Genomic DNA, 24,236 nt, shown 5'->3' with positions numbered 1-24,236 from the left:
CTCAGGACCCAACAACGTGCACCAGCTGAGCGCTCCACCCCCGACCCGTCCCAACCCTGCAAGCAGAGCGTACTGAGGTCGGAAGCATCACTCCCAACTGCACTGTCAATGTTCCACCCATGAGCTACCGGCAACCACGTTCGGGTTACTCGGCGCCTGGACCACGCCCACCCCGAAGGGCACACGAGGCCAGATGCTCCTTAGAAAGGAGGTGATCCAGCCGCACCTTCCGGTACGGCTACCTTGTTACGACTTAGTCCTAATCACCGATCCCACCTTCGACGGCTCCTTCCACAAGGGTTAGGCCACCGGCTTCGGGTGTTACCGACTTTCATGACTTGACGGGCGGTGTGTACAAGGCCCGGGAACGTATTCACCGCAGCGTTGCTGATCTGCGATTACTAGCGACTCCGACTTCATGAGGTCGAGTTGCAGACCTCAATCCGAACTGAGACCGGCTTTTGGGATTCGCTCCACCTTACGGTATCGCAGCCCTTTGTACCGGCCATTGTAGCATGCGTGAAGCCCAAGACATAAGGGGCATGATGATTTGACGTCATCCCCACCTTCCTCCGAGTTGACCCCGGCAGTCTCCTATGAGTCCCCGGCATAACCCGCTGGCAACATAGAACGAGGGTTGCGCTCGTTGCGGGACTTAACCCAACATCTCACGACACGAGCTGACGACAACCATGCACCACCTGTACACCGACCACAAGGGGGCGACCATCTCTGGCCGTTTCCGGTGTATGTCAAGCCTTGGTAAGGTTCTTCGCGTTGCATCGAATTAATCCGCATGCTCCGCCGCTTGTGCGGGCCCCCGTCAATTCCTTTGAGTTTTAGCCTTGCGGCCGTACTCCCCAGGCGGGGCGCTTAATGCGTTAGCTACGACACAGAAACCGTGGAAAGGTCCCTACATCTAGCGCCCAACGTTTACGGCATGGACTACCAGGGTATCTAATCCTGTTCGCTCCCCATGCTTTCGCTCCTCAGCGTCAGTTACGGCCCAGAGATCTGCCTTCGCCATCGGTGTTCCTCCTGATATCTGCGCATTCCACCGCTACACCAGGAATTCCAATCTCCCCTACCGCACTCTAGTCTGCCCGTACCCACTGCAAGCCCGAGGTTGAGCCTCGGGATTTCACAGCAGACGCGACAAACCGCCTACGAGCTCTTTACGCCCAATAATTCCGGACAACGCTTGCACCCTACGTATTACCGCGGCTGCTGGCACGTAGTTAGCCGGTGCTTTTTCTGCAGGTACCGTCACTTTCGCTTCTTCCCTACTAAAAGAGGTTTACAACCCGAAGGCCGTCATCCCTCACGCGGCGTTGCTGCATCAGGCTTTCGCCCATTGTGCAATATTCCCCACTGCTGCCTCCCGTAGGAGTCTGGGCCGTGTCTCAGTCCCAGTGTGGCCGGTCACCCTCTCAGGCCGGCTACCCGTCGTCGCCTTGGTGAGCCATTACCTCACCAACAAGCTGATAGGCCGCGAGTCCATCCCCAACCAAAAAATCTTTCCACCACCAGACCATGCGGCCAGTGATCATATCCAGTATTAGACGTCGTTTCCAACGCTTATCCCAGAGTCAGGGGCAGGTTACTCACGTGTTACTCACCCGTTCGCCACTAATCCACCCAGCAAGCTGGGCATCATCGTTCGACTTGCATGTGTTAAGCACGCCGCCAGCGTTCGTCCTGAGCCAGGATCAAACTCTCCGTAAAAAAATACAGACCCAACACCCCAAAGGGCATCAGACCGAGTTGATTCTGACTGTTGACTGTCTACTGACAATCTTCAATCCAAAAGGAATTGTCTCAAACCCAACCAACCCGAAGGAAGGCCAGGCACGAGGTCAATCAATAAATTGGCATTGACAATGTGCACGCTGTTGAGTTCTCAAGGACCAGACGCACTCCCCGCTCGACACCCGAAGATGCTCCGCCAGAGAGGCTGGTGAATCCGCTGCCCGGGGAAGAACCGTGGCGGACAAGATCCCCGGGTAAACCCAGTGACCGTCTCAGCCGTTCCGTTCTCCGCCGCCGTGGCAACGAGAGGTAACACTACCACAGGCCCCGGGGGCCTCGCCAACCGTGGTTCCTCCCGGGCGTGTCGGCCCGAGAGTCCCCGTCGGCGGCGGGGCTACTCCGCTGCAGCGAGCTGCCCGCAGGCCCCGTCGATCTCCTTGCCACGGGTGTCGCGCAGCGTCGTCGGGATGCCCGCGGCGTTCAGCCGGCGGACGAACTCGTCTTGCACGTGCACCTCGGACGAGGTCCACACGGAGCCCGGCGTCGGGTTGAGCGGGATCGGGTTGACGTGCACCCAGCCCTTGCCGCGCTTGTTGAGCTTCTCGGCGAGCAGGTCCGCACGCCAGGCGTGGTCGTTCATGTCCTTGATGAGCGCGTACTCGATCGAGACACGGCGGCCCGTCTTGACGTAGTAGTTGTGCGCGGCGTCGATCGCCTCGTCGGCCTTCCAGCGCCGAGTTCACCGGGATGAGCTCGTCGCGGAGTTCGTCGTCCGGGGCGTGCAGCGACAGCGCGAAGGTCACCGGGATGTTCTCGTCCGCCAGCTTGAGGATCGCGGGGACCAGCCCGACGGTCGAGATCGTGATGCCACGGGCGCTCATGCCGAGGCCGTTCGGCTGCGGCGCGACCATCAACCGCACGGCGTCCATCACCCGCTTGTAGTTGGCGAGCGGCTCCCCCATGCCCATGAACACGATGTTCGTCACGCGCTCGGCGTCGACGCGGTCCTTGCCGCCCTTGCGGGGATCGCCCCCGAGCTCCCCCGCGGCGATGGCCGCGTTGGCCCGGACGATCTGCTCGATGATCTCGGCGGTGGACATGTTGCGGGTCAGTCCCGCCTGGCCGGTGGCGCAGAACGGGCAGTTCATGCCGCAGCCGGCCTGCGACGAGACGCAGAGCGTGATGCGACCGGGGTACCGCATGAGCACCGACTCGACCAGGGCGCCGTCGTGCAGCTTCCACAGGAACTTGATCGTGTCGCCGTTGTCCGTCGCCAGCCGCCGGGTCTCGGTCAGCAGGGGCGGCAGCATCCCGGCGACGAGCTGCTCGCGCTGGGCGGCCGGCAGGTCGGTCATCTTGTCCGGGTCGGACGTGTAGTGCGTGAAGTAGTGGGTCGCGAGCTGCTTCGCGCGGAAGCCCGGCAGCCCGAGTTCCTTGACGCGGGCCTCGCGCTCCTCGGCCGTCAGGTCGGCCAGGTGGACGGGCGGCTTGCCGCGCTTCGGCGACGCGAACTGCAGCAGCGGACGGCCGTCGGTGTCGGTCGCCTGCTTCCAGCCCTCGGTGCGCGGACGCACCTGCGGACGAGCAGACTGCTGCTGTTCGAACGGGGTACGGGTGTCGGAAGCCATCAGGCCAGGATACGGGAGGCCCGTGACACGTCGGTGCCGGACCCTCCGGTGGCCGGGATGGTCACCATCCACAGCCCCGCCTGCGTCGGGTCAGCTGCCGGCGGGCAGCAGGCGCGCGAAGTGGTGCGCGGCCGAGTACATCGGCACGATGTCGACGACCTCGCCCAGGTGCGGTGCCTGCAGCACGAGTCCCTGGCCGAGGTAGAGCCCGACGTGGTCCTCGTCGTCGTACACGACCAGGTCACCGGGCAGCGCCTCGGACTCGGGGATCGCTCGTCGCCGCGGCGTCCTGCGTCGGGACGTAGTGCACGAGCGGGATGCCGACCGCGGCGTACGCGACCATCGTCAGGCCGGAGCAGTCGATGCCCTCGTGGCTCGCGCCGCCCTCGACGTACGGGTCGCCCATGTACTGCAGGGCGGTCTCGACGATGGTGGCGCGGTCGCCGCCGGCGGACAGCGCCGCCGACAGGGCCGACTGCGCCTGGGCCGTCGTCACCCCGAAGCGCAGGTCGAGCGTCGGGTACGAGACGACCGTGGTCGTGGTGGTCATGCCGTCGGTCGTGACGACGGGGACCTTCACGTCGTGCGCCACGGTGAAGGTCTGCGCGGCCTGCGAGGTCGTCGTGCCCTGCTGCGTCTGGGTCGGGGTCGCGGCGTTCGCCGGCACGGCCAGGGTCAGGCTCGAGGTCACGGCGATGGCCGGTGCGAGCAGGATCGCGGCACGCTTGGCGTTCGCGGTGCGGCGGATGTGCCGCGGGTCGACGGCCGCTCGGCACGCAGGACGGCCTTCCGGCTCAGGACGGCCGCACCGGCGCTCGAAGCGACCGGGAGCGGACGCGGCTGCATCCGGACGGTGCGAGTCGGCTTCGGGTGCTCCACGAACGTGGCCCGGGCAGCGGCGGGACCGAGAGCCGAGCGACGACCACGGGGACGGGACGGCTGCGGCGACGCCGGGGCGGGTGCCACCGCGGTGTGCGGGGTCGCTCGCGAGGGCTGTCGGTCTTCGGCTGCTGCAGGCGGGGCGTGGCGTCCCATGGGTCCTTCCGGGTCGGGACCGCTGGGCGATCCGGAAAGTAACGTATTGGTCACGGGGCGGATCAAGGCTGGGCAGTCCCGGAGTGTTCCTGCGGCTCGTCACAGGAACGGGCGATCCTCGCAGGTCGCTCAGATGCGGCGGATCGGCGTCCAGTGGCCCGAGGACCCGGCCTCAGACGGACGCGACCCGCATGACGGCGGCGATCCGGGCCTCCCGGTCGGACGACAGGCGGTCGAGGCGAGCCGCCAGCGCCACGACGGACGCGTCGACCGGGGCGTCCCCCGAGATGTCCCCCGGTACCGGGACGCCGGCGCGGACCGCGAGTGGCAGCACGCCGGCCCAGACCGCGTGGTCCTCGCCGTCGTCCGCGGCCTCGCCGTTGCCCTGGAACCGGACCTTCACGCTCGCGCGGTCGAGGGGCAGCTGCAGGACCTGGGTGGCGCGGACCTCCTTCGGGGTCATCTCGCGGACCTCGTCGCGGCGGCCGGGCATGAGGTGGTCGGAGACCTGCCAGAGCGCCTCGGTGCGGGCTCGGGCGGCACGACAGTCGCGGCGCCCGCGATCATCGCACTGCGGTAGTTCGCCGAGCTGTCGAAGGTCGATCGGGCGAACACGAGCCCGTCCAGGTGCGTGACCGTCGCTGCGACCTGCACGCCGGTGGCCCTGCTTCGAGGAAGAGGCCGCCGCCGGTCGAGCCGTGCAGCAGCAGGACCGGGCCGGCGCCGAGGTCGCCGACGCCGCACAGGAAGGGCAGCACGATCGGGTGGCCGCCGCGGACGAACCCGACGTGGGCGAGGTGGGCCTCGGCGAGGATCGCCCGAAGGACGGCGGGGTCGTCGGACTGGCGTTCGCGGATCCGCCGGACGCGCAGGTCGGGGCCGTCGGTGGGGTTCGGGGTGCTCATGCGGGCCACGCTAGGTTCGACGGTGGTCCAGTGCGTGGACCAGATCGAGGTGATCGTGGTGGACCAGTCCGGCAAGACCGCAGGGGTGGTCGCGCGCATCCGGCGGATGGTCCACGACGGCACGCTGCGCGAGGGCGATCCGCTGCCCTCGACCCGGGCGTTGGCCGCCGAGCTCGGCGTCGCACGCGGCACGGTCGTCGCCGCCTACGACCAGCTCGACGGCGAGGGCTGGATCCGGACGCAGCACGGTGCGGTGGCGCGGGTCGTCGCGTCGGCTGGCACCGGCGGCGTGGCGAACGTGGGCGGCCGGGGCGGCGCCGTCGGGGACTTGCTGCCAGCGTGGGACCCGGGTGCGACGGCGATGGCCACCGCCCGGGTCATCGACTGCCGCCCCGGGGTCCCCGCCGTCACCGCGATCGCGCAGCGGGACTGGCGCGCGGCCTGGCGGGCGGCGGCCGACGCCCCACTGCGGAACACCGTCGCGGACCCCCTCGGCACGGTGGAGCTCCGAGCGCAGGTGGTCGCACAGCTCGGCCTGAGCCGCGGGTTCGCTCCGTCGGTCGACCGGGTGCTGCTGACCGCGGGGACCTCGGAGGCCCTGTCGCTCGTCACCGAGGCGCTCCGCGTGCACCTCGGTCGCGCACCCGTGTTCGCGGTCGAGGACCCGGGGTACCGGACCGGTCAGCGTGCGGTGCTCAGCGCGGGCGGGACCGTCGTCGGCATGCCGCTCGACGACGACGGGATGGACCTCGATGCCCTCACCGCCGCACCGCCGGTCGACGTCGTGCTCGTCACGCCGACGCACCAGTACCCGCTCGGCTCGGTGATGCCGGTGGCGCGACGGCAGCGGCTGCTCGCCTGGGCTGCGGCGACGGGCACGCTCGTGGTCGAGGACGACTACGACTCGGAGTTCCGGCACCGCGGCAGCCCCGTGCCGGCGCTCGCGGCACTCGACGCCGAGGGGGTGGTGCACGTCGGCGGGTTCTCGAAGACGCTCGACCCACGGCTGCGCTGCTCCTACGTCGTGCTGCCCGCGGTGGCTGGTGTGCCGGTCGGGACCGGGTCCGTGGCCGGGGTCGCCGACGCGGTGCTCGCTGCCCGTCGTGCCCGCGGCGCGGTCGTCGCCGAGCCCGTGCAGGTCGCGCTCGCGCACCTGCTCCGGACCGGCGCGCTCCGCCGGCACCTCGGCCGGGTCCGGCGCGACTACACGCACCGTCGCGCCCGGATCGCGGCCCGGCTCGACGACCTCGTCGGACTGGAGGCCCGTGCGCTGACCGGCGGACTGCACGCCGTGGTCGTGTGGTCGGGTCCGGCGACGGGGCAGGAGGTCGCGGCGCGGATGGCCGGTGCCGGCGTGCTCGTCTCGACGCTCGAGGAGTACGGGATGGCTCCGGGCAGCACGCCGGCCGGGGTCGTGCTGGGGTACGGGGCGGTGACGGCGCCGGAGCTCGACCGGGCACTGGACGCGCTGATCGGTGCGGTGGAGCGGACCGAGCCCGTTGCGTGACCGTGGTGCCCGTGGTGCCCCGGTGCGCTCGGGCCGCCGGACGAGTCGCGATCAGCCGCCGGACTGAGCGGTCGCGACCACGTTCGATCCGGCCTGCCGGCACGCGGTGTTCAGGGTGCGCCCGACGAGGTCCCATTCCGCACTGTCCTCGAGCGCCGGCCCCGACGCGGGTGCCGGGTGGGCGTCGAGGTACTCGTGCGCGTAGTCGATCGCGTTGTCGAGCCGCTCGTCGCTGCTCGACAGGTGCTCGTACCCGAAGCGCTCCGCCGCGATCAGCGCCTCGTACTGCGCATCGGTCAGGGCACCGCGGGAACGACCGTCCGAGGCGTTCAGGGCGATCGTCGACAGCGCGCTGATCTGCCCGCAGACGGCCGCAGCGCCCGGTCCTCCTCCATCGGGTCCACCGTGGGGGACGCCGCCGGTGCGTCCACCGCTGCGTCCGCCGATCGAGCACTCGACGAAGTCGGCGTCGGTGTCGACGAGGCGTCGGCGGAGCAGCCGGACAGGGCGAGGGACGCGAGCAGCGCACCGGCGACGACGGGCAGCGCGAGTCGGAGGAAGCCATACCCGCCATCGTGGCAGCGCCGTGGTCACGCACGGGGCGTCGTGTCGCGATCGAGACCTCATCGACACCGGATCGTGAGCAAGCGGGCGAGCCGGTGGTCAGTGCTGCTGCAGGTGTGCGCGCACCTGTGCTTGCACGGCGGCGGCGTCGCGGTGGTCCCAGAGCGCGAAGTGCGTGCCACCCGGCAGCGTGACGAGCTCGGCGCCGGGGATCGTCTCGGCAGCGCGGGCGCTGTCGTCGTGCACGACCTCGGTGTCGGCGTCGCCGTGCACCAGGAGCGTCGGGGCCCGGACGGCGCCGAGGTCGAGCGACTCGACGGCCGCGAGCTGGCGCACGTCGTTGTCCCAGCCGGCGCGTCGGGGCCCGGACGCATTGCCGGTCCGGGCGAGGCCGAGCAGGAACGCCCGCCGCACCGGGTCGGCCAGGACGCCGGCGACGTGTTCCCGCAGGGCCCCACCACGCAGGGTGCTCACGCCGGCCACCGCAGCGCGTGCCGCGGCAGCCGGGGCGATGCGCGCAGCGGCCGACGCCAGACCGGCGCCGAACACCGTGTCGGTCACGAGTCGTTCGGCCGGTCCCGCCGACCCGGGGACCCAGCGACCGGACACCCCGGAGGCGACGGCGAGCGCCCTGGTCCGCTCCGGGTGGCGGACCGCCAGTCGGTACGCGGCCAGGGCGCCACCGGACCAGGCCAGCACACCGACCCGGTCGATGCCGAGGTCGTCGAGGACCCCGGCGAGCTGGTCGGCCTCGTCGTCGATCGTGGAGTGGTCGGCGTCGAGCCGGGTGCCGAGGTAGCCCGGTCGCGAGACCGTGACCACGCGGAAGTCCTCGGACGGCAGGAACGCCCCCATCAAATCGGCGACGTCGATGCCACCGGGACTGCCGTGCAGGACCAGTACGGGGACGCCGGTGTCGGAGCCTCGGGTCCCGACCTCGACGCCACGGGTGACCGCTCGGGTCGAAGGGGCATGGGCCGACGATACTGCTGGCCCCCGTGCGGCGTCGGCGGCGGGGTCAGCGGGCCTCGGGGCGCGCGGAGCCGCGGGTGCTCACGAGGTCTGCGAGGGACGGTTCGGCCTCGTCGGTGGGCACGGCCCAACCACGTCGGGCGGCCTTGCGGACGAGACGGTAGGTGGTGACCTGGACGGGCTCCACCCCGTCGGCGGATTCGTAGTTCGTCATCGTGGTTTTCTCCCTGAATCGCGAGTGGTTCGCTGCAGCCGAAAGTACCCGGACGCCGTACCCCGGACGGGGCCTGCGTTCCATGGCCAAAGGCCGGAGAGCGCGCCACGAGGCCCCTCGCGCCAGCGGGATTGTTCGCATACAATGCAAACATGCTGATCACCGTCGACCCGACCGCGCGGGCCACCCTCGCCGAACAGGTCGCGTCGCAGATCCGGTACGCGATCGCACGCGGAGACCTCGCGAGCGGGGAACGCCTGCCGTCGGCGCGCGACCTCGCCGCCGCGGTCGACGTCAACATGCACACGGTGCTGCGCGCCTACGCACAGCTGCAGGACGACGGACTGATCGAACTGCGGCGGGTCGCGGAGCAACGGTCTTGCGATCGGGCAACGCGTCGTTCGACCGGCTGCGCACGCTCGTGGACGAGCTGCGCGACCAGGCCGACACGCTCGGGGTCCCGCTCGACGACCTGTTCACGATGATCAAGGGGCACGATGACGAACCGACCGATGCACGCGAGGACTCGCCTGGCGGTGGTGGCACCCGGGACGGCGGTGTCGCTGGCCCTGGTGGTCGCGGCCCTCGTCGCCGCACCGAGCCTGCCGGACCGCATGGCCGTCCACTTCGGGGCCGACGGCACCGCGGACGGCTGGAGTTCGCCCTGGCCGGTGTTCTGGATCACGCTCGCGGTGACCGCCGGCGCCGTGGCCGTGGCGTTCGCGGCGCTGCGGATGCCCGATCGCCGGACCGCCGCCACCCTGGTGCTCGTCGCCAACCTGTTCGCCGGCAGCCTGGGCACCGCCTGGATCGTGCTCGCCGCGACGAACACGGTCGGCGACGGGACGCTGTCCGGCTGGTGGACCGTGCCGTTCCTGGCCGTCAGCGCGGTCATCGCCGCGGTCCCGGTCGTCGCGCTCGTCCGGACGGCTCCCCGGTGCCGGCGCACGACGTCGAACCGCTGCGCATCGGGTCGGACACACGGGTCGCGTGGCGCGCCCGCATCGGCAGTCGCTGGTTCGCGGCGCTCGGGGCCGTCGTGGTCGGGCTCGGGATCGGCGCGGGGCTCGCGATGGCTCCGGTCGACCTCGGTACGGCCGTCGCCTCCGGAGCGGTGTTGGTCGTCGCTGGGCTCGCCGTACTGGTGCTCGCCCGGGTCGAGCTCACCGTGGACCGGCGTGGGATGCGACTGACCTCGACGTGGACCCGCATCCCGCTCATGCGCGTCCCGCTCGAGCGGATCGAGTCCTGCGGGTGGGAGGACGTCTCGCCCGGACAGTGGGGTGGCTGGGGCTACCGGTTCTCCGGCCGTGGGGTCGCCTACGTGGTGCGGTCGGGGCCGGGCCTCGTGGCACGGCTCCGCGGCGGGCAGGCACGGATGGTGACGGTGCCGGACGCTGCGGGCGGGGCCGCGGCCCTGGGCGCGCTGCTCGCCCACCGCACGCCGGCCTGACGGGGCTGCGCCGGGCCTCCCGGTCGGGGTGATGATGCCACGAGTCTCGGGTGAGGCGACAGTCCTCGCACTGCGGAGCCCGAGAGGTGTCGCTCAGCCCGAGACTCGGGGCGAGCTCGCGCCGCAGGCGGTCAGAGGCTCGTCATGCCGCCGTCGACGCGGAACTCGGCGCCCGTCGCGTAGGACGACTCCGCGCTGGCGAGGTAGACCATGATGCCGGTGACGTCGTCGGGGGTCCCCGGGCGACCGAGGGGCGTGCGGGCGACGATCGCGGCCCGCGCTTCGGGGTCGCCGGAGATCGCCGAGACGAGGCCGGTCTCGGTGTAGCCCGGCACGACGGTGTTCACCCGGATGCCGTCCCGCGCGTAGGCCATCGCGGTCGCACGGACGAGCGCGTGGATGCCGCCCTTGGTCGACGAGTAGGCCGCGAAGTCCGCACCCTCGCCGTTCAGCCCGGTGGGTGAGCCCGTCGCGATGATCGACCCGCCGCCGCCGGCCGCGAGCATCGCCCGGACGGCGTGCTTCACGGTCAGGAACGTGCCCGTCAGGTTCACCGCGACCGTGCGGTTCCAGGTGTCGAGCGAGACGTCCGCGACCCGGGCGTCGTGGCCGAACAGTTGCACGCCGGCGTTCGCGACGACCACGTCCGGCGTCAGGTCGCGCTCCGCGAGGGCGGCGAACCCGGCCGCGACGCTGGTCTCGTCGGCGATGTCCACGGTGAGCGGCAGCGCGAGCGAGCCGGCTGCCGCTGCTGCGGTGCCCGCCGCCGTCGCGTCCCGGTCGGCGTAGACCACGCGCGCGCCCTCGGCGACGAACCGGTCCGCGATCGCACGGCCGATGCCGGAGCCCGCCCCCGTGACGAGTGCGGTCCTGTGGTCGAGTCGTGCGGTCATGCGGGAGCTCCGTCCTGGGAGCGTCGTCGCTCCACGGACCCATCATTGCCCAACCGGTTGACCGGTGGTAGTCATGAGCCATGACTGCGGTGTCGATCGGTGCGTGGCGGTTCACGCTGCGCGGTGCCGAGCTCGCCGACCTGGCGTACGACGGCGAACCGGTGCTGCGGGCGATCCGCTTCGTGACGCGGGACCACGACTGGCGCACCGCCGACGACATCGTGCTCACCCAGACGACCGACACGGACGCCGACAGCACGAGCGGGCGCCTCCGCGTCGAGGCCAGCGCCCGCTACGACGACACCGAGGTGCTCCGGTACGTCCTCGAGGTCACGCTCGACGGCCCCACCCTGCACGTGGAAGCGACCGGCACCACGACGACGCCGTTCCGCCGCAACCGCATCGGCCTGGTCGTGCTGCACCCACCGACCCTCGCCGGCGTGCCCGTCACCGCGCGGCACCCGTCCGGCAGCGCCACCGCGGCCGCGTTCCCGACGTGGATCGCGCCGCACCAGCCGGCCGCCGACCTGTCGGGGCTGGACTGGTCGACGGGTCGGGTTGCGCTGACGCTCGACCTGGCCGGCGACGTGTTCGAGACGGAGGACCAACGGGGCTGGACCGATGCCTCGTTCAAGACCTACTCGACGCCGCTGTCCGAGCCGTTCCCCGTCGCGCTCGACGCGGGCTCCGTGGTCCACCAGTCGCTCACGTTGCGCGCGACGACGGACGATCGACCGGGAGGCACGGCCTCCCCGCCCCGGACCTCGCGTTCCTGGACGGGCCGGCTCCCACCGCCGTGGTCGCCCCGCCGCCGACGCTCCAGCTGCTCGCTGCCTCGGCCCCGGTGGCTGCGCGCCCGGCCGACGCGCGCCCGGCCGCGGTGCCGCTCGGCGTGCCGGTCCTGGTCGAACCCGTGCTCGGCGATCCGAACGTCGGGGCGGTGCTGGCGTCAGCTCGGCGCGATGCGGGTGGCGGGCCGCTCGACGTCCGGTTCGTCACCGACGACCCGGATCGGCTGCGCGCCGCGATCGACGCCGTGCTCGCGGGCGGGCCGGTCGTCCGCATCGGGGCGTTCGACCCGTCCTCGCACGTGACGACCCCGGCGCTGCAGCAGGCCCTCCTCGATGCTGCGGTTGCTGCCGGCGACCTCGAGGTCGTCGCGGGTACGCGCGCGCACTTCACGGAGCTGAACCGGACCGTCGACCTGTTCCGCGACTGGGACGGGCCCCTGACCTTCAGCGTGACGCCGCAGATGCACGACCGATCGCCCGAACAGGTGACCGAGTCGATCCGGATGCAGCGCTGGGTGGTGATGAGCGCCTCCCGGCTGGCCGCCGGCAGGGCGCTCCACGTCGGACCGGTGACGCTGCGGCCACGGTTCAACGCGGTGGCGACGTCCGCGCGCCCCGTCGTGACCGTCGCGACGGTCGAGGCCGGGTACGGGCCGCAGTTCGTGGCGGACGCGACGGATCAGGCGCAGCACTCGGCGGCGGCAGCGGCGTGGTTCCGGGCGTCCGTGGGGGCACTGACGGTGCCGGGGGTCGCCTCGATCACCCTCGCCGAAGCCTGGGGACCCCGGCGGGCCGCTGCCCGCGTAGGAGGGCCCAGCAAGTACCGCGAGCGACAGATTCCCGCTGATGGTCGGCGGGAATCTGTCGCTTCGGCGGATCAGACGGATGTCAGCGGCGGACGGCGTCGATCTTGAGCATCTTCGCGATGACGCTGTCGAGCTCGCTGTCGTCGAAGACCTGCTTCCAGTCCTCCTTGATGAGCTTCTCGCGGCCGTAGCCCATGGCGATGTGGCACGCGTCCGAGAACGGGTTCGAGCCGCGCAGGCCGTTGGTCAGCGCGATCCACGTGTGGCCGTAGAGCATGGCGCGGGCGGCCTCGCGGGGCACGCCGACACCGGTGACGGTCTCCTCGAGGGCGTCGTTGAGGAAGTCGCCGATCATGCAGGCGATCGTCTCGACCAGGGTCGGCTCGAGCACGGCGAGCTGCTTCACGGTGACCCAGTGCACCTGGATGACGGGCGCGTACATGGTGGTGATGACAGCCTCGGCGATGGCCTTGGCGCGGTCGCCCTCGTCACCGAGCGACTCGGACGCGTCGAAGGCCGCGATGACCTCCTGCGGGGCGGCGATGCCCCCGAAGGTGTCGTCCCACTCGGCCTTGGTGGTGCGCTCGAGGAACACCGACGGGTGGCACGGGTGCGCCACGGCGTAGTGGATGTCCTCGCGCTTGGCGAGCAGTCCGGCGTAGGCGGCGGCCGGGTCGAGCGTCAGGATGCTGGCACCCGACTTCATGACCGGGACGAGCTGTTCCGAGATGGTGCCGAGCAGGACGTCCGGCACGGCGAGGATGACCACGTCGGCGACCTTGGCGGCCTCGACGCTGTCGGTGAGCGACCGGCCGAGGGCCTCGATGCGCTCCTGCCCGGCGGGCGAGGCCTCGCTGTAGAGCGTCGTGTACTCGCTCTTCGCGAAGTTGTTCGAGACGCGGGTGCCCATCTTGCCGCCGGCACCGATCACGGCGACGGTGACGTCGGCCGTACCGGATCCGGCAGCGACGGTGTGGGGGTGGTGACGGTGTCGGTCATGATTCCTTGCTCCTGATGTGCTCGATGGTGTGTTCGGTCCACGCCGCCTCGATGCGGGTGGTGGTCTGTGCGGGCGTCTCGCCCGGTCGTGGTTCGGCGCCCGCGTGCTCGTCCTGCCAGGGCAGCCAGAACTCGATGACGCGGTTGATCCCCCGGGTGTCGGGGTCGATCGCGGCGCGGACGGCGTCGTGGTCGATGACCCCGGTGCCCATCGGGACGCCGGTGTACTGGAACCCGACCCACCCCGGTGACCGGGTGAACCCGGAGTCCTTGACGTGCCAGTTGACGACGTGCGGGTGGTCATCGCGACGACGTCGGCGGGGTGTTCGAGCCGTGCGACGGTGTTCGCCGGGTCCAGGCAGATGCCGAGGTGGTCGGAGCCGATCGCCTGCACGACCGCGACGAGGTTTGCGGTGGCGACGACCTCGTAGGTCTCGAGGGCGAGCGTCACCCCGGCCGCTTCGTAGGCGGGCAGCGCCTGACGCAGACGGCGTTCGGTCTCGGCGGCGTCCGGCTGGTCGTCGCCGCTCGTCCACATCGACCGGACGAGCGTCGCACCGAGCACCTGCGCGATGTGCAGGTACCGGGCGAGGTGCGCCGGGTCGGTACCGCGGGTGCCGACCTCGAGTGTGAGCCCGAGGTCGTCGGCCAGCGTCCGGATCGCGGCCAGCCGGTCGTCCGACGCGGTGTCGAGCGGCAGGTGGTCGCAGATCTGGAACAGGTCGACGCCGTCGTGGGCCGCGGCGTCGCGCAGGGCGTCGTCGAGGGACAGCGGTGCCGGCACGCGGCCGGACATCCGCCAGAAGTAGGCGTAGGTGGAGAGGCCGAGCAGGGAGGTCATGCCGGTGCTCCGTCCTGCGTCGCGGCCAGCGCCTCGGCTTCGTCGAGGATCGTGCGGATCGCCTCGGGGTCGTGGGCGAAGCGGCCGAGGAACAGGCCACCGATGCCGCCCTGTCCCCGGGTGAGCAGGCCCGGCCCGGCGCTGCCGCCGTAGATGACGACCGAACCGGCGAGCTCCGGACGGGTCGCCAGGTGCTGCTCGATGCCCGCGAGCACCGCGACGATGTGCTCGTCGGGAGCGGGCTGCGGTGCGCCGATGGCCCAGACCGGCTCGTAGGCGGCGATGACCGGCCCGGCGAGGCCGTCGGCGACCGCAGTGGCGACGAAGCGGTCGAGCTGCGCGGTGACCTCGGCGACGGCAGCGGACGGGTCGCCGTCGGCCGCGCGGTCGGTCTCACCGATGCAGATGAGGGGACGCAGGCCGTTGCGGAAGGCGGCGTGCACCTTGCCGGCGATGTCCTGGTCGGACTCGTGGAACAGGGAGCGACGCTCGGCGTGCGCGATCTCGACCAGGTCGACCCCGACCTCGCGGAGTTCGCGGCCGGAGACCTCACCCGTGAAGGCACCCTCGTCGGCCCACGCCAGGTCCTGCGCGCCGAGGAGCACCGGGGTGCGCTCGAGCACGGCGTGCACCGGCACGAGGGAGGGGAACGTCGGGATGACGAAGAGCTCGACGGCGCCGGACTGCACCGCCGGGTGGGTCCGGGCGATGTCGGCCACGGCGGCCGCCCACTCGAGCGTCCGGGCGTGCCCGAAGTACATCTTGAGCGACACCCCGATCGTGATCGGGGCCGCCGCCGTGGTCGCCGGCATCAGGCGTCGGTCCCGACCGGAGCAGAACCATCGTAGGAACAGATCGCCGCGACCTTCTCGGCGCTCGCGCTCGACTGGTCGAAGGTGTAGCCGAGCCACTCCTTCGCCATCCGGCGGGCGACCTCGATGCCGACGACGCGCTGGCCCATGCAGAGGACCTGGGCGTCGTTCGACAGGACCGAACGCTCGACGCTGAACGAGTCGTGCGCCGTGACGGCCCGGATGCCGGGGACCTTGTTCGCCGCGATCGCGACACCGAGTCCGGTGCCGCAGATCAGGATCGCGCGGTCTGCTTCACCGGACGCGACGAGTCGTGCAGCATCGACGGCGACGTGCGGGTAGGCGGTGTGCCCGTCCGCGTCGACACCGACGTCGACCACGGAGACGACCCGCGGGTCGGCCTGCAGGTCCTGCTTGATGATCTCCTTGTAGTCGAACCCGGCATCGTCCGAGCCGACGACAATGCGGAACTGCTGGTCACTCATGCGGGTGCCTTTCGTGGTGGTGTGGATCAGGCGGGGACGGAGACGGTCGACAGGACCGCCGCGGTGATCAGGGCGAACGAGATGGCGCCGGCGTCGGGGGTGCCGACCGCGTCCTCGCCGTGGGTTCGGGCGCGGCCCATCTTCGGCAGCAGGTCGGCGGTCGCGTCGGCGGCGGCCGTCGCTGCGGCGGACGCGGCCGACCAGGCGCGGACCAGGTCGTCGCCGGCCGCCACGCGGTCGGTGAGGACCTGGTCGAACGGGACGATCGCGTCGACCATGGTCTTGTCGCCGGGGACGGCTCCGAAGGCGAGGACCGCCTCGACCGCCGCGTGCACGGCCTGTGCAACGGTGGCGGCTGACGGACGCTCGTCGTCCCCGAGGACGCGACCCAGTGCCTCCAGGGCGGATCCCCAGATCGCGCCGGACGTGCCACCGGCCTTGTCGGACCAGGCATCTCCGGCGATCGCCAGGACGCTCCCGGCGCCGGCGCCGCGCGACACCGCGTCCGCAGCGGCGCGGTCCGCGGCGGTGGAGCCGCGCTGCATGCCGATGCCGTGGTCGCCGTCGCCGGCGACGGCGTCGATGCGACCGAGCTCGTCGGCGTGGTCGTCGATGGTGGTGCGGATGGCCGATATCGCCTCGGCGACCCGGGCGGCGGACGCCTGCGACGCCTCGGTGCCGGGCGTGACCGGTGCCTGCTCGTCCGCGGCGAGGGCCTCGGGTGCGACCGGCTGCTGCGGGACGGCACCGCCCTTGCGGTAGGCGGGGCTGTCGGCGGGCGCGGCCCAGAGCTCCTCGAGTTCGTCGTCGAGCCAGAAGAGTGTCAGTGAGACGCCGGCCATGTCGAAGCTCGTGACGAGTTCGCCGACCTCGGGTTCGACGACCACGACGCCCGCGTCGGCGAGCCCACGCTGCACGGCACCGAAGACGACGAAGAGCTCCTCGTACTTGACGCTGCCCAGGCCGTTGAGGATCGGGACGACCCGCTGGCCGGCGTGCGCTTCCACGCCCTCCGGCAGCTCGGTCAGCAGTTTGTCGACGAGGAGGTCGGCCAGGCCGGACGCGGTCGGGACGTCGGCCTCGGCGATGCCGCGTTCACCGTGGATGCCCATGCCGATCGCCATGCGCCCCTCGGGGACGGTGAAGAGCGGCTCGTCGGCTCCGGGCAGGAGCAGCCGGAGAACGCGACGCCGAAGCTGCGGGTGCGGTCGTTGGCACGGGTCGCGATCGCGGTGACCGTGTCGAGGTCGTCCCCGCGTTCCGCTGCGGCACCGGCGACCTTGAAGACGCAGAGGTCACCGGCGATGCCACGGCGCTTGTGGGCTTCGTCGCTCGGGGCGGAGGCGACGTCGTCGGTCACCCGCACCGTGCGGACGTCGATCCCGCTGTCGGCCAGTGCCCGCGCCGCGGCGTCGAAGTTGAGCACGTCGCCGGCGTAGTTGCCGTAGCTCAGCAGCACCCCGCCGCCGTGCTCGGACGCCTTCGCGACCGCCGTGACCTGCTGGGCGCTCGGGCTGGCGAACAGGTTCCCCATCGCAGCGCCGGCTGCCAGGCCGTGTCCGACGAGGCCGCCGAACGCCGGGTAGTGGCCGGAGCCACCGCCGACGACGAGCGCGACGGTCCCCTCGGGGCTGGTGGTCGAGCGGGCGACGCCGCCGTGGACCTTGCGGACCCGGGCCTGGTTCGCGGCCACGAAGCCGTCGACCATCTCGTCGGCGAAGTCGGCCGGGTCGTTGAACAGGCGGGTCATGCGTGGCTCTCCTGGGTCGTGGTCGTCGTGGCCTGCGCCGCAGCGTCGGCGTCGCGTCGTTCGTTCCGCTTGGTGTTCCGTCCGAGCACGAACATCAGCACGCTCGACAGCACCATGAAGAAGCCGACGATGAACATCGGGACCTGGTAGCCGCCGGTCCACCCGCTGACGACGCCCGTGATGTACGGGGCGGCGAACCCGCCGAGGTTGCCGATCGTGTTGATGAGCGCGACCCCAGCGGCCGCGGCGGCACCGGTCAGGAACTGCGTCGGCACGGTCCAGAAGTTCGGTAGCGCGGCGAAGATCGCGCAGGCGGTGACCGCGATGACGGCGATCGTGGCGGCCGGGCTGTTCATGTAGAGCGCGACCGGGATGCTCAGGCCACCGACGAGCGCGGGGACGGCGATGTGCCAGACCCGGACGCCACGGCGGAAGGCGTCACGCGACCAGAAGTACAGGACGACCGCGGCGGGGACGTACGGGATCGCCGTGATCATGCCCTTCTGGAACAGGTCGAACGTGGTGCCGAACTGCTCCTGGAAGCCGTCGATGATCGTCGGCAGGAAGAAGCTCAGCGCGTACAGGCCGTAGATGAAGCCGAAGTAGACCGCGGCGAGCATCCAGACGCGACCGGAACCGAAGGCCGCACGGAGACCGCCCTTGGCGTGCCCGTCTCCCCGCTCTTCGCGGCGCTCTCGGCAGCGAGCGTCGTCTCGAGCCAGACCTTCTCGTCCTCGTCGAGCCACTTCGCCTGCGACGGCTTGTCCTTGAGCACGAAGAGGCACAGGACGCCGACGATGATCGCCGGGATCGAGACGCACAGGAACATGAAGCGCCAGCCGGCCAGGCCGCCGAGCATGCCCTCGTGGGTCATCAGCCAGCCGGCGAGCGGGGAGCCGATGACGCTCGTCAGGGGCTGGGCCAGGTAGAACAGCGCGAGCATCTTGCCGCGGTGCCGGGCGGGCACCCACGTCGACAGGAACAGGATCGCGCCGGGGAAGAATCCGGCCTCCGCGATGCCGAGCAGGAAGCGCAGCCCGACGAGCTGCGGGTAGTTCTGCACCCACGTGAAGAGCAGCGAGACGATGCCCCACGTGATCATGATGCGCGCGAGCCAGATGCGCGCGCCGAACTTGTGCAGCGCCAGGTTGGAGGGCACCTCGAGCACGAGGTAGCCGATGAAGAACACGCCGGAGGCGAACCCGAACTGGGCGGCGGTCAGACCGAGGTCCGCCTCCATGCCGTTCGGGGCCGCGAAGGAGATCGCGGTGCGGTCGAGGAAGTTGATGAAGAACATCAGTGCCACGAACGGCACGATGCGGATCGCGATCTTGCGGATGGCCGTCTTCTCGACGACCGAGGTGGGGATGCCTCGCGTGGCGGGGATGTCCACGATGACTCCTGCTCGGTGGGGTGGTACGACTCCGACCCGTGCTGCTGCGCTCGGACGGAGCGGGCGCATCGGTGCGCCTGGTCCAGTGTGCGGATTCGAGGCCGACTTGTCAACCGGTTGACCAGACCATCCCGAGCACCTCGAAGCCCAACCGGTTGACCGAACGGTACGCTCACTGCATGCCCGCGTTCAGCCCGGACGATCCCCTCAACATCCGACTCGAACTCGAGTCCGTGCCCTCGGGGTCGCCCGCCTCCGAGGTCGCCCGACAGCTCGTGTCCCTGCTCACCGCGGGTGAGCTGGCCCCCGGTTCGCGACTGCCCTCCGAGCGGATCCTGGCCGAACGGCTCGGTGTCGGCCGCTCCGCCGTGCGCGAGGCGCTGGCGGCCCTCGAGATCCTGGGGATCGTGCAGATCCGGCCCGGCTCGGGCACGTACCTGCAGGGCGGCACCTCGGACCTGCTGCCGACGACGCTGTCGTGGGGCCTCATGCTCGCCTCGAACCGCACCCGCGAACTGCTCGAGGTCCGCTCGTCGCTCGAGCGCACGGTCGCGATCCTCGCCGCGCAGCGCGCCACGCCCGAGCAGGTCGCGGAGCTCGGCGAGTACCTCGTCCGGCAAGAGGCGACCCTCGACGACCCCGAGGCCTTCATCGACGCCGACGTCCGCTTCCACGTCCTGCTCGCCCGGGCCGCGGGGAACGACGTGCTCGGCGACCTGCTGCAGAGCCTGCGCTCGATGCTCAGCGTGTGGGTCGGCCGCCGCGTGCAGACCCGCCAGGCCACCGAGGCCGCCTACGACGAACACCGCGCGATCTACGAGGCGCTCCGGGCCGGCGACGTGCCCGCCGTGCAGCGGGCGATGGACGAGCACATGGCCACGGCGAGCGCCCGCATCGAGAACGCGGAGCCCATCCCTCCCGCCGAGTAGCGGGGCGCGGCGTGCGCGGGCGCGCCCGGCGCGTGCGCTTCGAGCAGAAATGGTCGGGTCCGTGACAGCGACCCGACATCTTCTGCTCACCATCGGGCGGCCGGGAGGCGCGGTGCGGGCCCGGCTCGCACCGTGCGATGTTGCCGGGGCGGCAACAGGGCTTGGGTCGGGCCCGGCAGGGGCGCTGGAGTGGGCAGATGCATGCACACGAGACCACCACCGACGGCGTCCGCTCTGCGCGCGACTGGTGGGAGCAGCGGTACGCCGAGCGGGACGGGATCTGGTCGGGCCGGGTGAACGCGGTGCTGGCCGACGTCGCCGGGGCGCTGCCGGTGGGGCGCGCGCTCGACCTCGGCTGCGGTGAGGGCGGCGACGTCGTCTGGCTCGCCGAGCAGGGTTGGGACGCACTCGGGGTCGACCTGTCGGTGACGGCGGTCGAGCGCGGTTCGCGGGCGTCCGTGTCGGCCGGGGTCGAGGAACGGACCGCGTTCGTCGCCGCCGACCTCGCCACGTGGGAGACGGCTGCGCGGTTCGACCTGGTGACGGCGTCGTTCCTGCAGTCGTGGCCGGTGGAGATCCCCCGCGCAGAGATCCTGCGGCGGGCGACCGGGTTCGTCGGCGTCGGCGGGCACCTGCTCGTGACCGCGCACGCTGCCCCACCGCACGACGACCTGCCGGCAGAGCTGCGGGAGTACCGGTTCCCGACGCCCGACGAGGACCTGGCGGCCCTGCAGCTCGACGGCTCGTGGGACGTCGTCGCCGCCGAACTCCGGCCGCGCACCGCGACGACGCCCGACGGCGACCCGCACGAGGTCCTCGACAGCGTGGTGCTGGTCCGCCGCGCACGCTGACGCCGATCTCAGCGCGGAGCGGCACCGCGGTGTCGAACGCCTGCACGACACGCGCCACCACCTGGGCGGGCGGGGTGTCCCAGATCGCCTGGTTGAAGAGCTCGACCTCGACGTCACCGGCGTAGCCGGCAGCGACCACCGCGTCCGTCACCGGCCCGAAGTCGACGTGGCCGTCCCCCGGGTAGCCCCGGGACAGCAGCGGGTCCGCCGCGATCGGGGTGGTCCAGTCGCACACCTGGTACGACGCGATCCGCCCGGCAGCCCCGGCGCGGGCGATCGACGCCCCGAGCGCCGGGTCCCACCACACGTGGAACGTGTCGACCACGACCCCCACGGCAGCCGCCGGGAACGGCGCCGCCAGGTCGATCGCCTGCGCGAGCGTCGACACCACGGCACGGTCCGCGGCGTACATCGGGTGCAGCGGCTCGACGGCGAGCTGGACACCGGCGTCGAGGGCGTGCGGCACCAGGTCGGCGAGCGCATCGGCCACCCGGCCCCGGGCGTCGGCCAGGTCGCGCGACCCTCGGGCAGTCCCCCGGCGACGAGCACGAGCACGGGCGCCGAACCGGGTGCTCCGGCCGCGGCGAGGGCGGCGGTCTCGTCGATCGCGCGGCGGTTGTCGTCGAGCGCCCGCTGCCGCGCGGTTCCTGGCGGGAGGGTGAAGAAGCCTCCGCGGCAGTGCGACGACACCCGGAGCCCGGAGTCCGCGACCATCCGGACGGCCTCGGCGAGACCGACCTCGGCCACGGGCTCCCGCCAGGTGCCGATGGCTCCGACGCCGGCCCCCGCCACGGTGTCGAGCGCCTGCCGGAGCGGCGCGTACTTGATCGTCGCCTGGTTGACCGACAGCCGCGGATGCGGCGCAGCGCCGGCGGACCGGACCGGCGTGACGGCGTCCGCCGCGGTCGTCACGCGACCACCTCGGCGACGGTGCGGTCGACGGTGGGTGATCCGGGCCTCCCGGTCGGCCGTGTCTCCACGCCGGCCACCGTGAGCAGCGCGTGCCAGCGCGAGGCGGCGAGGTCCGGGTGTTCGAGGGCGCCGCAGGCGTTCGCGAGCCGGACGGTCTCGGACAGGTGCGGCAGGGAGCGGCCGGCGTGCTGGCCGCCGACCATCTGGAAGGCGGGCTGGTGGCCGTTCAGCCAGGCGAGGAACGCGATGCCGGTCTTGTAGTGCCAGGTGGGGGCGCTGAAGACGTGGCGGGAGAGCGCCTCGGTGGGGGCGAGGAGGGTGCGGTAGGCGGTCTCGTCGGGCAGGGCCTGGACGGCGGCGGAGGCGATGGGGGCGATGCCGGCGAAGGCTCCGAGGAGGGCGTCGGAGTGGGCTCGGCCGTCTCCCGCTCGGTCTCCGGCTCGGTCTCCGGCGATCAGGTCCACGTAGTGGAAGTCGTCGCCGGTGAACATCCGGGCGGTCGCGGGCAACTGGGAGCGGAGGGCGACCTCGGCGCGGGCGTTCAGCAGGCTCATCTTGATGCCGGACACCTTCGGCCCGGCGTCGCGCATGATGTCGAGCACGGTGTCGGGGCCTTGCTGCCCGCCGAAGTAGCCGGCGAGGGCGGGGTCGAAGGCCTCCCCCAGCCAGTGCAGGACGACGGGGGCGCTCGCGCGCTCGATGACCCGGCCGTAGACGCGGCGGTAGGTGGCTGGATCGTGCTGCGCGAGTCGGGCCAGGTGGCGGCTCGCCATGAGGACGATGCCGGCGCCGGCGTCCTCGGCGTGGTGGAGCTGGGCGACGTAGGCGTCGACGACCTGCTGCTCGGACACCGGCTCGTCCGGCAGGTCGTCGGTGTTCACGCCGACGACGATGCGGCCGCCGACGGAGTGCGCCTCGCGGGCGCTGCGGGTGATCAGCTCACGCGTCGCGGCCGGGTCGAGGCCCGTGTTCCGCTGCGCGGTGTCCATCGCGTCGGCGACGCCGAGCCCCCACGACCACAGGTGGTGGCGGAACGCGAGGGTGGCGTCCCAGTCGAGGTCGGCCGGGGCGCCGGGGGTGTTGTCGGCGGCGGCGCGCGGGACGACGTGGGCGGCCGCGTAGACGAGGCGCTCGGTCAGGGGCGCGGTCGGCTTGGCGGCGGCCGTGACCGCCGGCTCGTGCAGGGCCGTCCGACTGGTCGTGCCGTCGGGGGCGAGGAGGGTGAGGTCGGTCATGCGCGTGCGCCGACCGTTTCGGTGTGCTGGGCGACCTCCGGTGTCTCGACCTGGAGGCGCGGCTCGGCCCCCGTGGGCAGGCAGAGCTCCGGCAGGTCCACGCGTCGACCCTCGGTGCTGGACCGCAGGCCGGCCTCCGCCAGCGCCACGCCGCGGGCACCGGAGAGCAGGTCGTAGGGGTGCGGGCGGCCGGCGACCAGGTCCTGCAGGAAGTCCTCCCACTGGGCGCGGAACCCGTTGCCGAACGCCTCGTTGTCGGGGACCTCGAGCCACTGCGCCTTGTAGTCGCGGTCGTCCTTCAGGTCGGGGTTCCACACCGGCTTCGGCGTCGCCGTCCGGGGCTGGATGCGGCAGCCGAACAGCCCCGCGACGGCGCTGCCGTGGGTGCCGTCGACCTGGAACTCGACGAGCTCGTCACGGTCGACCCGGACCGCCCAGCTCGAGTTGATCTGCGCCGTGATGCCGCCGGCCAGGTCGAAGACCCCGTAGGCGGCGTCGTCCGCGGTCGCCGGGTACTCGTGGCCCTGCTCGTCGGTGCGCTGCTCGATGTGGGTGACGGCGCGGGCGTACACGGACTCGACGCGGCCGAACAGCTGCTCGAGCACGTAGTTCCAGTGCGGGAACATGTCGACGACGATCCCGCCGCCGTCCTGCTGCCGGTAGTTCCAGCTCGGGCGCTGGGCACTCTGCCAGTCCCCTCGAACACCCAGTAGCCGAACTCGCCGCGGACGCTGAGGACCTTCCCGAAGAACCCGGAGTCGATCAGGCGGCGGAGCTTCCGGAGGCCGGGCAGGTAGAGCTTGTCGTGCACGACGCCGTTCGGGACCCCGGCCTCGTCGGCCAGCCGGGCGAGTTCGAGCGCTTCCGAGGAGGTCTCGGCAGTCGGCTTCTCGGTGTAGATCGCCTTGCCGGCGGCGATCGCCGTGCGCAGCGCATCGGCGCGGGCGCTCGTGACGGCGAAGTCGGCGAAGACGTCCCAGCGCGGGTCGGCGAGGGCGGCGTCGAGGTCGGTCGTCCAGTGCTCGAGGCCGTGGCGGGTGGCGATCTCCTCGAGCTTCGCGGCGTTGCGGCCGACCAGGATCGGTTCGAGCTGCACGCGGGAGCCGTCCGGCAGCCGGAGTCCGCCGTCCTCGCGGATGGCCAGGATCGACCGGACGAGGTGCTGGCGGTAGCCCATGCGTCCGGTGACGCCGTTCATGATGATGCCGATGGTGCGCGTGGTGGTCAACGCGTGCTCCCTTGCTCGCTGTGGCCTGCTCTCCGCGTGGTGGAAAGCGCTTGCCCGGAACCGTACACCACGGTCGGCGCGCCGCAGTAGTACCCGAACACGAACGCACACGCGCGGCCGGGGTCCGACTGCGGGTGCGGCTGCGGCTCCGGCTCCGGCTCCGGCGGCCCGCGCCCGAGGTTCCGAAATCTTGGAGTCTCGCGGCGCTGAGCGGCATTCCCTGGAACCTCGGCGTCGAACCCGCGGCATGTTGTGGAACCTCGAGGTCCGGGCGTCGGCGTGTC

The 24,236-nt window shown here is 71.6% G+C and carries 21 protein-coding genes, 1 rRNA gene and 5 pseudogenes; 8 read left to right on the top strand and 19 right to left on the bottom strand.

The genetic code is table 11. From position 1 onward, the window contains the following. Positions 1 to 204 precede the first annotated feature (204 nt). The 6 genes and pseudogenes from ACZZ0J_RS19915 to ACZZ0J_RS19890 form a co-directional block, all read right to left on the bottom strand. A 16S ribosomal RNA gene (locus ACZZ0J_RS19915) occupies positions 205 to 1,725 on the bottom strand. Positions 1,726 to 2,143: 418 nt separating this feature from the next. Continuing rightward, a pseudogene (gene rlmN, locus ACZZ0J_RS19910) lies at positions 2,144 to 3,377 on the bottom strand (dual-specificity RNA methyltransferase RlmN). Positions 3,378 to 3,467: 90 nt separating this feature from the next. Further along, positions 3,468 to 3,720: pseudogene (locus tag ACZZ0J_RS19905) on the bottom strand (NlpC/P60 family protein). A gap of 864 nt (positions 3,721 to 4,584) precedes the next feature. Continuing rightward, on the bottom strand, positions 4,585 to 4,905 hold the full coding sequence (locus tag ACZZ0J_RS19900) for a hypothetical protein (protein ID WP_463438260.1): 321 nt from the start codon (positions 4,903 to 4,905) through the stop codon (positions 4,585 to 4,587). Next, positions 4,872 to 5,027 carry a hypothetical protein gene (locus ACZZ0J_RS19895; protein ID WP_463438107.1) on the bottom strand — a complete coding sequence of 52 codons (156 nt, stop codon included), beginning with the start codon at positions 5,025 to 5,027 and terminating at the stop codon, positions 4,872 to 4,874. Before ACZZ0J_RS19895 ends, ACZZ0J_RS19900 begins: the two co-directional genes overlap by 34 nt. Next, the gene (locus ACZZ0J_RS19890; RefSeq protein ID WP_463438106.1) at positions 4,976 to 5,317 is read right to left on the bottom strand and encodes a hypothetical protein; all 342 of its coding nucleotides are present in this window, start codon (positions 5,315 to 5,317) and stop codon (positions 4,976 to 4,978) included. Before ACZZ0J_RS19890 ends, ACZZ0J_RS19895 begins: the two co-directional genes overlap by 52 nt. 34 nt (positions 5,318 to 5,351) lie before the next feature. Between ACZZ0J_RS19890 and pdxR the strand changes: the two genes are divergently transcribed. Further along, the gene (gene pdxR, locus ACZZ0J_RS19885) at positions 5,352 to 6,824 is read left to right on the top strand and encodes a MocR-like pyridoxine biosynthesis transcription factor PdxR (protein ID WP_463438105.1); all 1,473 of its coding nucleotides are present in this window, start codon (positions 5,352 to 5,354) and stop codon (positions 6,822 to 6,824) included. Positions 6,825 to 6,875: 51 nt separating this feature from the next. Here the strand turns inward: pdxR and ACZZ0J_RS19880 are convergent, their stop codons facing one another. The 3 genes from ACZZ0J_RS19880 to ACZZ0J_RS19870 form a co-directional block, all read right to left on the bottom strand. Continuing rightward, entirely contained in the window at positions 6,876 to 7,418 is a 543-nt protein-coding gene (locus ACZZ0J_RS19880; protein WP_463438104.1) for a hypothetical protein, read from the bottom strand. A 69-nt stretch (positions 7,419 to 7,487) separates the two neighbouring features. After that, positions 7,488 to 8,282, bottom strand: a complete 795-nt coding sequence (locus ACZZ0J_RS19875) for an alpha/beta fold hydrolase (protein WP_463438236.1) — start codon at positions 8,280 to 8,282, stop codon at positions 7,488 to 7,490. A gap of 124 nt (positions 8,283 to 8,406) precedes the next feature. Continuing rightward, positions 8,407 to 8,574, bottom strand: coding sequence for a hypothetical protein (locus tag ACZZ0J_RS19870; RefSeq protein ID WP_159572230.1), 168 nt, complete (start codon positions 8,572 to 8,574; stop codon positions 8,407 to 8,409). A 152-nt stretch (positions 8,575 to 8,726) separates the two neighbouring features. On the opposite strand from ACZZ0J_RS19870, the gene ACZZ0J_RS19865 reads away from it, so the two are divergent. The 3 genes from ACZZ0J_RS19865 to ACZZ0J_RS19855 are packed head-to-tail and all read left to right on the top strand — an operon-like array spanning position 8,727 to position 10,027. Further along, positions 8,727 to 9,059 carry a GntR family transcriptional regulator gene (locus tag ACZZ0J_RS19865; protein ID WP_463438103.1) on the top strand — a complete coding sequence of 111 codons (333 nt, stop codon included), beginning with the start codon at positions 8,727 to 8,729 and terminating at the stop codon, positions 9,057 to 9,059. A gap of 12 nt (positions 9,060 to 9,071) precedes the next feature. Beyond that, positions 9,072 to 9,767, top strand: a complete 696-nt coding sequence (locus tag ACZZ0J_RS19860; RefSeq protein ID WP_463438102.1) for a DUF1648 domain-containing protein — start codon at positions 9,072 to 9,074, stop codon at positions 9,765 to 9,767. Then, the gene (locus ACZZ0J_RS19855) at positions 9,758 to 10,027 is read left to right on the top strand and encodes a hypothetical protein (RefSeq protein ID WP_463438101.1); all 270 of its coding nucleotides are present in this window, start codon (positions 9,758 to 9,760) and stop codon (positions 10,025 to 10,027) included. The genes ACZZ0J_RS19860 and ACZZ0J_RS19855 overlap by 10 nt, the downstream gene beginning before the upstream one ends. Before the next feature lie 131 nt (positions 10,028 to 10,158). Here ACZZ0J_RS19855 and ACZZ0J_RS19850 read toward each other — a convergent pair whose 3' ends face one another. Next, complete coding sequence (locus tag ACZZ0J_RS19850; protein WP_159572210.1) at positions 10,159 to 10,920, bottom strand: SDR family NAD(P)-dependent oxidoreductase; 762 nt, start codon at positions 10,918 to 10,920, stop codon at positions 10,159 to 10,161. Between the two features lie 80 nt (positions 10,921 to 11,000). Between ACZZ0J_RS19850 and ACZZ0J_RS19845 the strand changes: the two genes are divergently transcribed. Together ACZZ0J_RS19845 and ACZZ0J_RS19840 are read left to right on the top strand one after the other, a co-directional pair. After that, positions 11,001 to 12,014 carry a hypothetical protein gene (locus ACZZ0J_RS19845; protein WP_463438100.1) on the top strand — a complete coding sequence of 338 codons (1,014 nt, stop codon included), beginning with the start codon at positions 11,001 to 11,003 and terminating at the stop codon, positions 12,012 to 12,014. Continuing rightward, the gene (locus tag ACZZ0J_RS19840; RefSeq protein ID WP_463438099.1) at positions 11,957 to 12,625 is read left to right on the top strand and encodes a hypothetical protein; all 669 of its coding nucleotides are present in this window, start codon (positions 11,957 to 11,959) and stop codon (positions 12,623 to 12,625) included. Before ACZZ0J_RS19845 ends, ACZZ0J_RS19840 begins: the two co-directional genes overlap by 58 nt. Here the strand turns inward: ACZZ0J_RS19840 and ACZZ0J_RS19835 are convergent. From ACZZ0J_RS19835 to ACZZ0J_RS19810, 6 genes and pseudogenes are all read right to left on the bottom strand, one after another. Then, entirely contained in the window at positions 12,600 to 14,357 is a 1,758-nt protein-coding gene (locus ACZZ0J_RS19835; protein ID WP_463438098.1) for a phosphogluconate dehydrogenase C-terminal domain-containing protein, read from the bottom strand. The genes ACZZ0J_RS19840 and ACZZ0J_RS19835 overlap by 26 nt on opposite strands. Continuing rightward, positions 14,354 to 15,169, bottom strand: coding sequence for a triose-phosphate isomerase family protein (locus tag ACZZ0J_RS19830; protein WP_214548035.1), 816 nt, complete (start codon positions 15,167 to 15,169; stop codon positions 14,354 to 14,356). The genes ACZZ0J_RS19835 and ACZZ0J_RS19830 overlap by 4 nt, the downstream gene beginning before the upstream one ends. Beyond that, on the bottom strand, positions 15,169 to 15,654 hold the full coding sequence (locus tag ACZZ0J_RS19825) for a ribose-5-phosphate isomerase (RefSeq protein ID WP_463438097.1): 486 nt from the start codon (positions 15,652 to 15,654) through the stop codon (positions 15,169 to 15,171). Before ACZZ0J_RS19825 ends, ACZZ0J_RS19830 begins: the two co-directional genes overlap by 1 nt. 26 nt (positions 15,655 to 15,680) lie before the next feature. Continuing rightward, a pseudogene (locus ACZZ0J_RS19820) lies at positions 15,681 to 17,404 on the bottom strand (dihydroxyacetone kinase family protein). Further along, a complete protein-coding gene (locus ACZZ0J_RS19815; protein WP_463438096.1) occupies positions 17,401 to 18,024 on the bottom strand; it encodes an MFS transporter in 624 nt (207 codons plus the stop codon). Before ACZZ0J_RS19815 ends, ACZZ0J_RS19820 begins: the two are co-directional and overlap by 4 nt. Beyond that, positions 17,976 to 18,797 (bottom strand): MFS transporter, encoded by an 822-nt coding sequence (locus tag ACZZ0J_RS19810; RefSeq protein WP_463438095.1) that lies wholly within the window; start codon positions 18,795 to 18,797, stop codon positions 17,976 to 17,978. Before ACZZ0J_RS19810 ends, ACZZ0J_RS19815 begins: the two co-directional genes overlap by 49 nt. A gap of 179 nt (positions 18,798 to 18,976) precedes the next feature. Here ACZZ0J_RS19810 and ACZZ0J_RS19805 point away from each other — a divergent pair, with 179 nt between their 5' ends. Together ACZZ0J_RS19805 and ACZZ0J_RS19800 are read left to right on the top strand one after the other, a co-directional pair. After that, a complete protein-coding gene (locus ACZZ0J_RS19805; RefSeq protein WP_463438094.1) occupies positions 18,977 to 19,726 on the top strand; it encodes a FadR/GntR family transcriptional regulator in 750 nt (249 codons plus the stop codon). 197 nt (positions 19,727 to 19,923) lie between these two features. Further along, positions 19,924 to 20,577, top strand: coding sequence for a class I SAM-dependent methyltransferase (locus ACZZ0J_RS19800; RefSeq protein ID WP_463438093.1), 654 nt, complete (start codon positions 19,924 to 19,926; stop codon positions 20,575 to 20,577). Positions 20,578 to 20,599: 22 nt separating this feature from the next. Here ACZZ0J_RS19800 and ACZZ0J_RS19795 read toward each other — a convergent pair. The 3 genes and pseudogenes from ACZZ0J_RS19795 to ACZZ0J_RS19785 form a co-directional block, all read right to left on the bottom strand. After that, positions 20,600 to 21,489: pseudogene (locus ACZZ0J_RS19795) on the bottom strand (sugar phosphate isomerase/epimerase family protein); the annotation flags it as partial. Beyond that, positions 21,486 to 22,724, bottom strand: a complete 1,239-nt coding sequence (locus tag ACZZ0J_RS19790) for a DUF993 family protein (RefSeq protein WP_463438092.1) — start codon at positions 22,722 to 22,724, stop codon at positions 21,486 to 21,488. The gene ACZZ0J_RS19790 and the pseudogene ACZZ0J_RS19795, both read right to left, overlap by 4 nt. Then, positions 22,721 to 23,922 (bottom strand): annotated as a pseudogene (locus ACZZ0J_RS19785) (Gfo/Idh/MocA family protein). Before ACZZ0J_RS19785 ends, ACZZ0J_RS19790 begins: the two are co-directional and overlap by 4 nt. Positions 23,923 to 24,236: the final 314 nt, after the last annotated feature.

This window comes from Curtobacterium sp. AC272 (genome assembly GCF_979258155.1).
This window is presented reverse-complemented; position numbering and strand designations above follow the sequence as displayed.

Excerpts from the sequence above, each read along its gene's own strand:
- ACZZ0J_RS19815 (WP_463438096.1), bottom strand. The coding sequence starts at position 18,024 with ATGCTCGCCGCGGTCTACTTCGGCTTCATCTACGGCCTGTACGCGCTG.
- ACZZ0J_RS19825 (WP_463438097.1), bottom strand. The coding sequence starts at position 15,654 with ATGAGTGACCAGCAGTTCCGCATTGTCGTCGGCTCGGACGATGCCGGG.
- ACZZ0J_RS19900 (WP_463438260.1), bottom strand. The coding sequence starts at position 4,905 with ATGCCCGGCCGCCGCGACGAGGTCCGCGAGATGACCCCGAAGGAGGTC.
- ACZZ0J_RS19845 (WP_463438100.1), top strand. The coding sequence starts at position 11,001 with ATGACTGCGGTGTCGATCGGTGCGTGGCGGTTCACGCTGCGCGGTGCC.
- ACZZ0J_RS19855 (WP_463438101.1), top strand. The coding sequence starts at position 9,758 with ATGCGACTGACCTCGACGTGGACCCGCATCCCGCTCATGCGCGTCCCG.
- ACZZ0J_RS19800 (WP_463438093.1), top strand. The coding sequence starts at position 19,924 with ATGCATGCACACGAGACCACCACCGACGGCGTCCGCTCTGCGCGCGAC.
- ACZZ0J_RS19805 (WP_463438094.1), top strand. The coding sequence starts at position 18,977 with ATGCCCGCGTTCAGCCCGGACGATCCCCTCAACATCCGACTCGAACTC.
- ACZZ0J_RS19890 (WP_463438106.1), bottom strand. The coding sequence starts at position 5,317 with ATGAGCACCCCGAACCCCACCGACGGCCCCGACCTGCGCGTCCGGCGG.
- ACZZ0J_RS19865 (WP_463438103.1), top strand. The coding sequence starts at position 8,727 with ATGCTGATCACCGTCGACCCGACCGCGCGGGCCACCCTCGCCGAACAG.
- ACZZ0J_RS19835 (WP_463438098.1), bottom strand. The coding sequence starts at position 14,357 with ATGACCTCCCTGCTCGGCCTCTCCACCTACGCCTACTTCTGGCGGATG.
- ACZZ0J_RS19830 (WP_214548035.1), bottom strand. The coding sequence starts at position 15,169 with ATGCCGGCGACCACGGCGGCGGCCCCGATCACGATCGGGGTGTCGCTC.
- ACZZ0J_RS19850 (WP_159572210.1), bottom strand. The coding sequence starts at position 10,920 with ATGACCGCACGACTCGACCACAGGACCGCACTCGTCACGGGGGCGGGC.
- ACZZ0J_RS19790 (WP_463438092.1), bottom strand. The coding sequence starts at position 22,724 with ATGACCGACCTCACCCTCCTCGCCCCCGACGGCACGACCAGTCGGACG.
- ACZZ0J_RS19860 (WP_463438102.1), top strand. The coding sequence starts at position 9,072 with ATGACGAACCGACCGATGCACGCGAGGACTCGCCTGGCGGTGGTGGCA.
- ACZZ0J_RS19870 (WP_159572230.1), bottom strand. The coding sequence starts at position 8,574 with ATGACGAACTACGAATCCGCCGACGGGGTGGAGCCCGTCCAGGTCACC.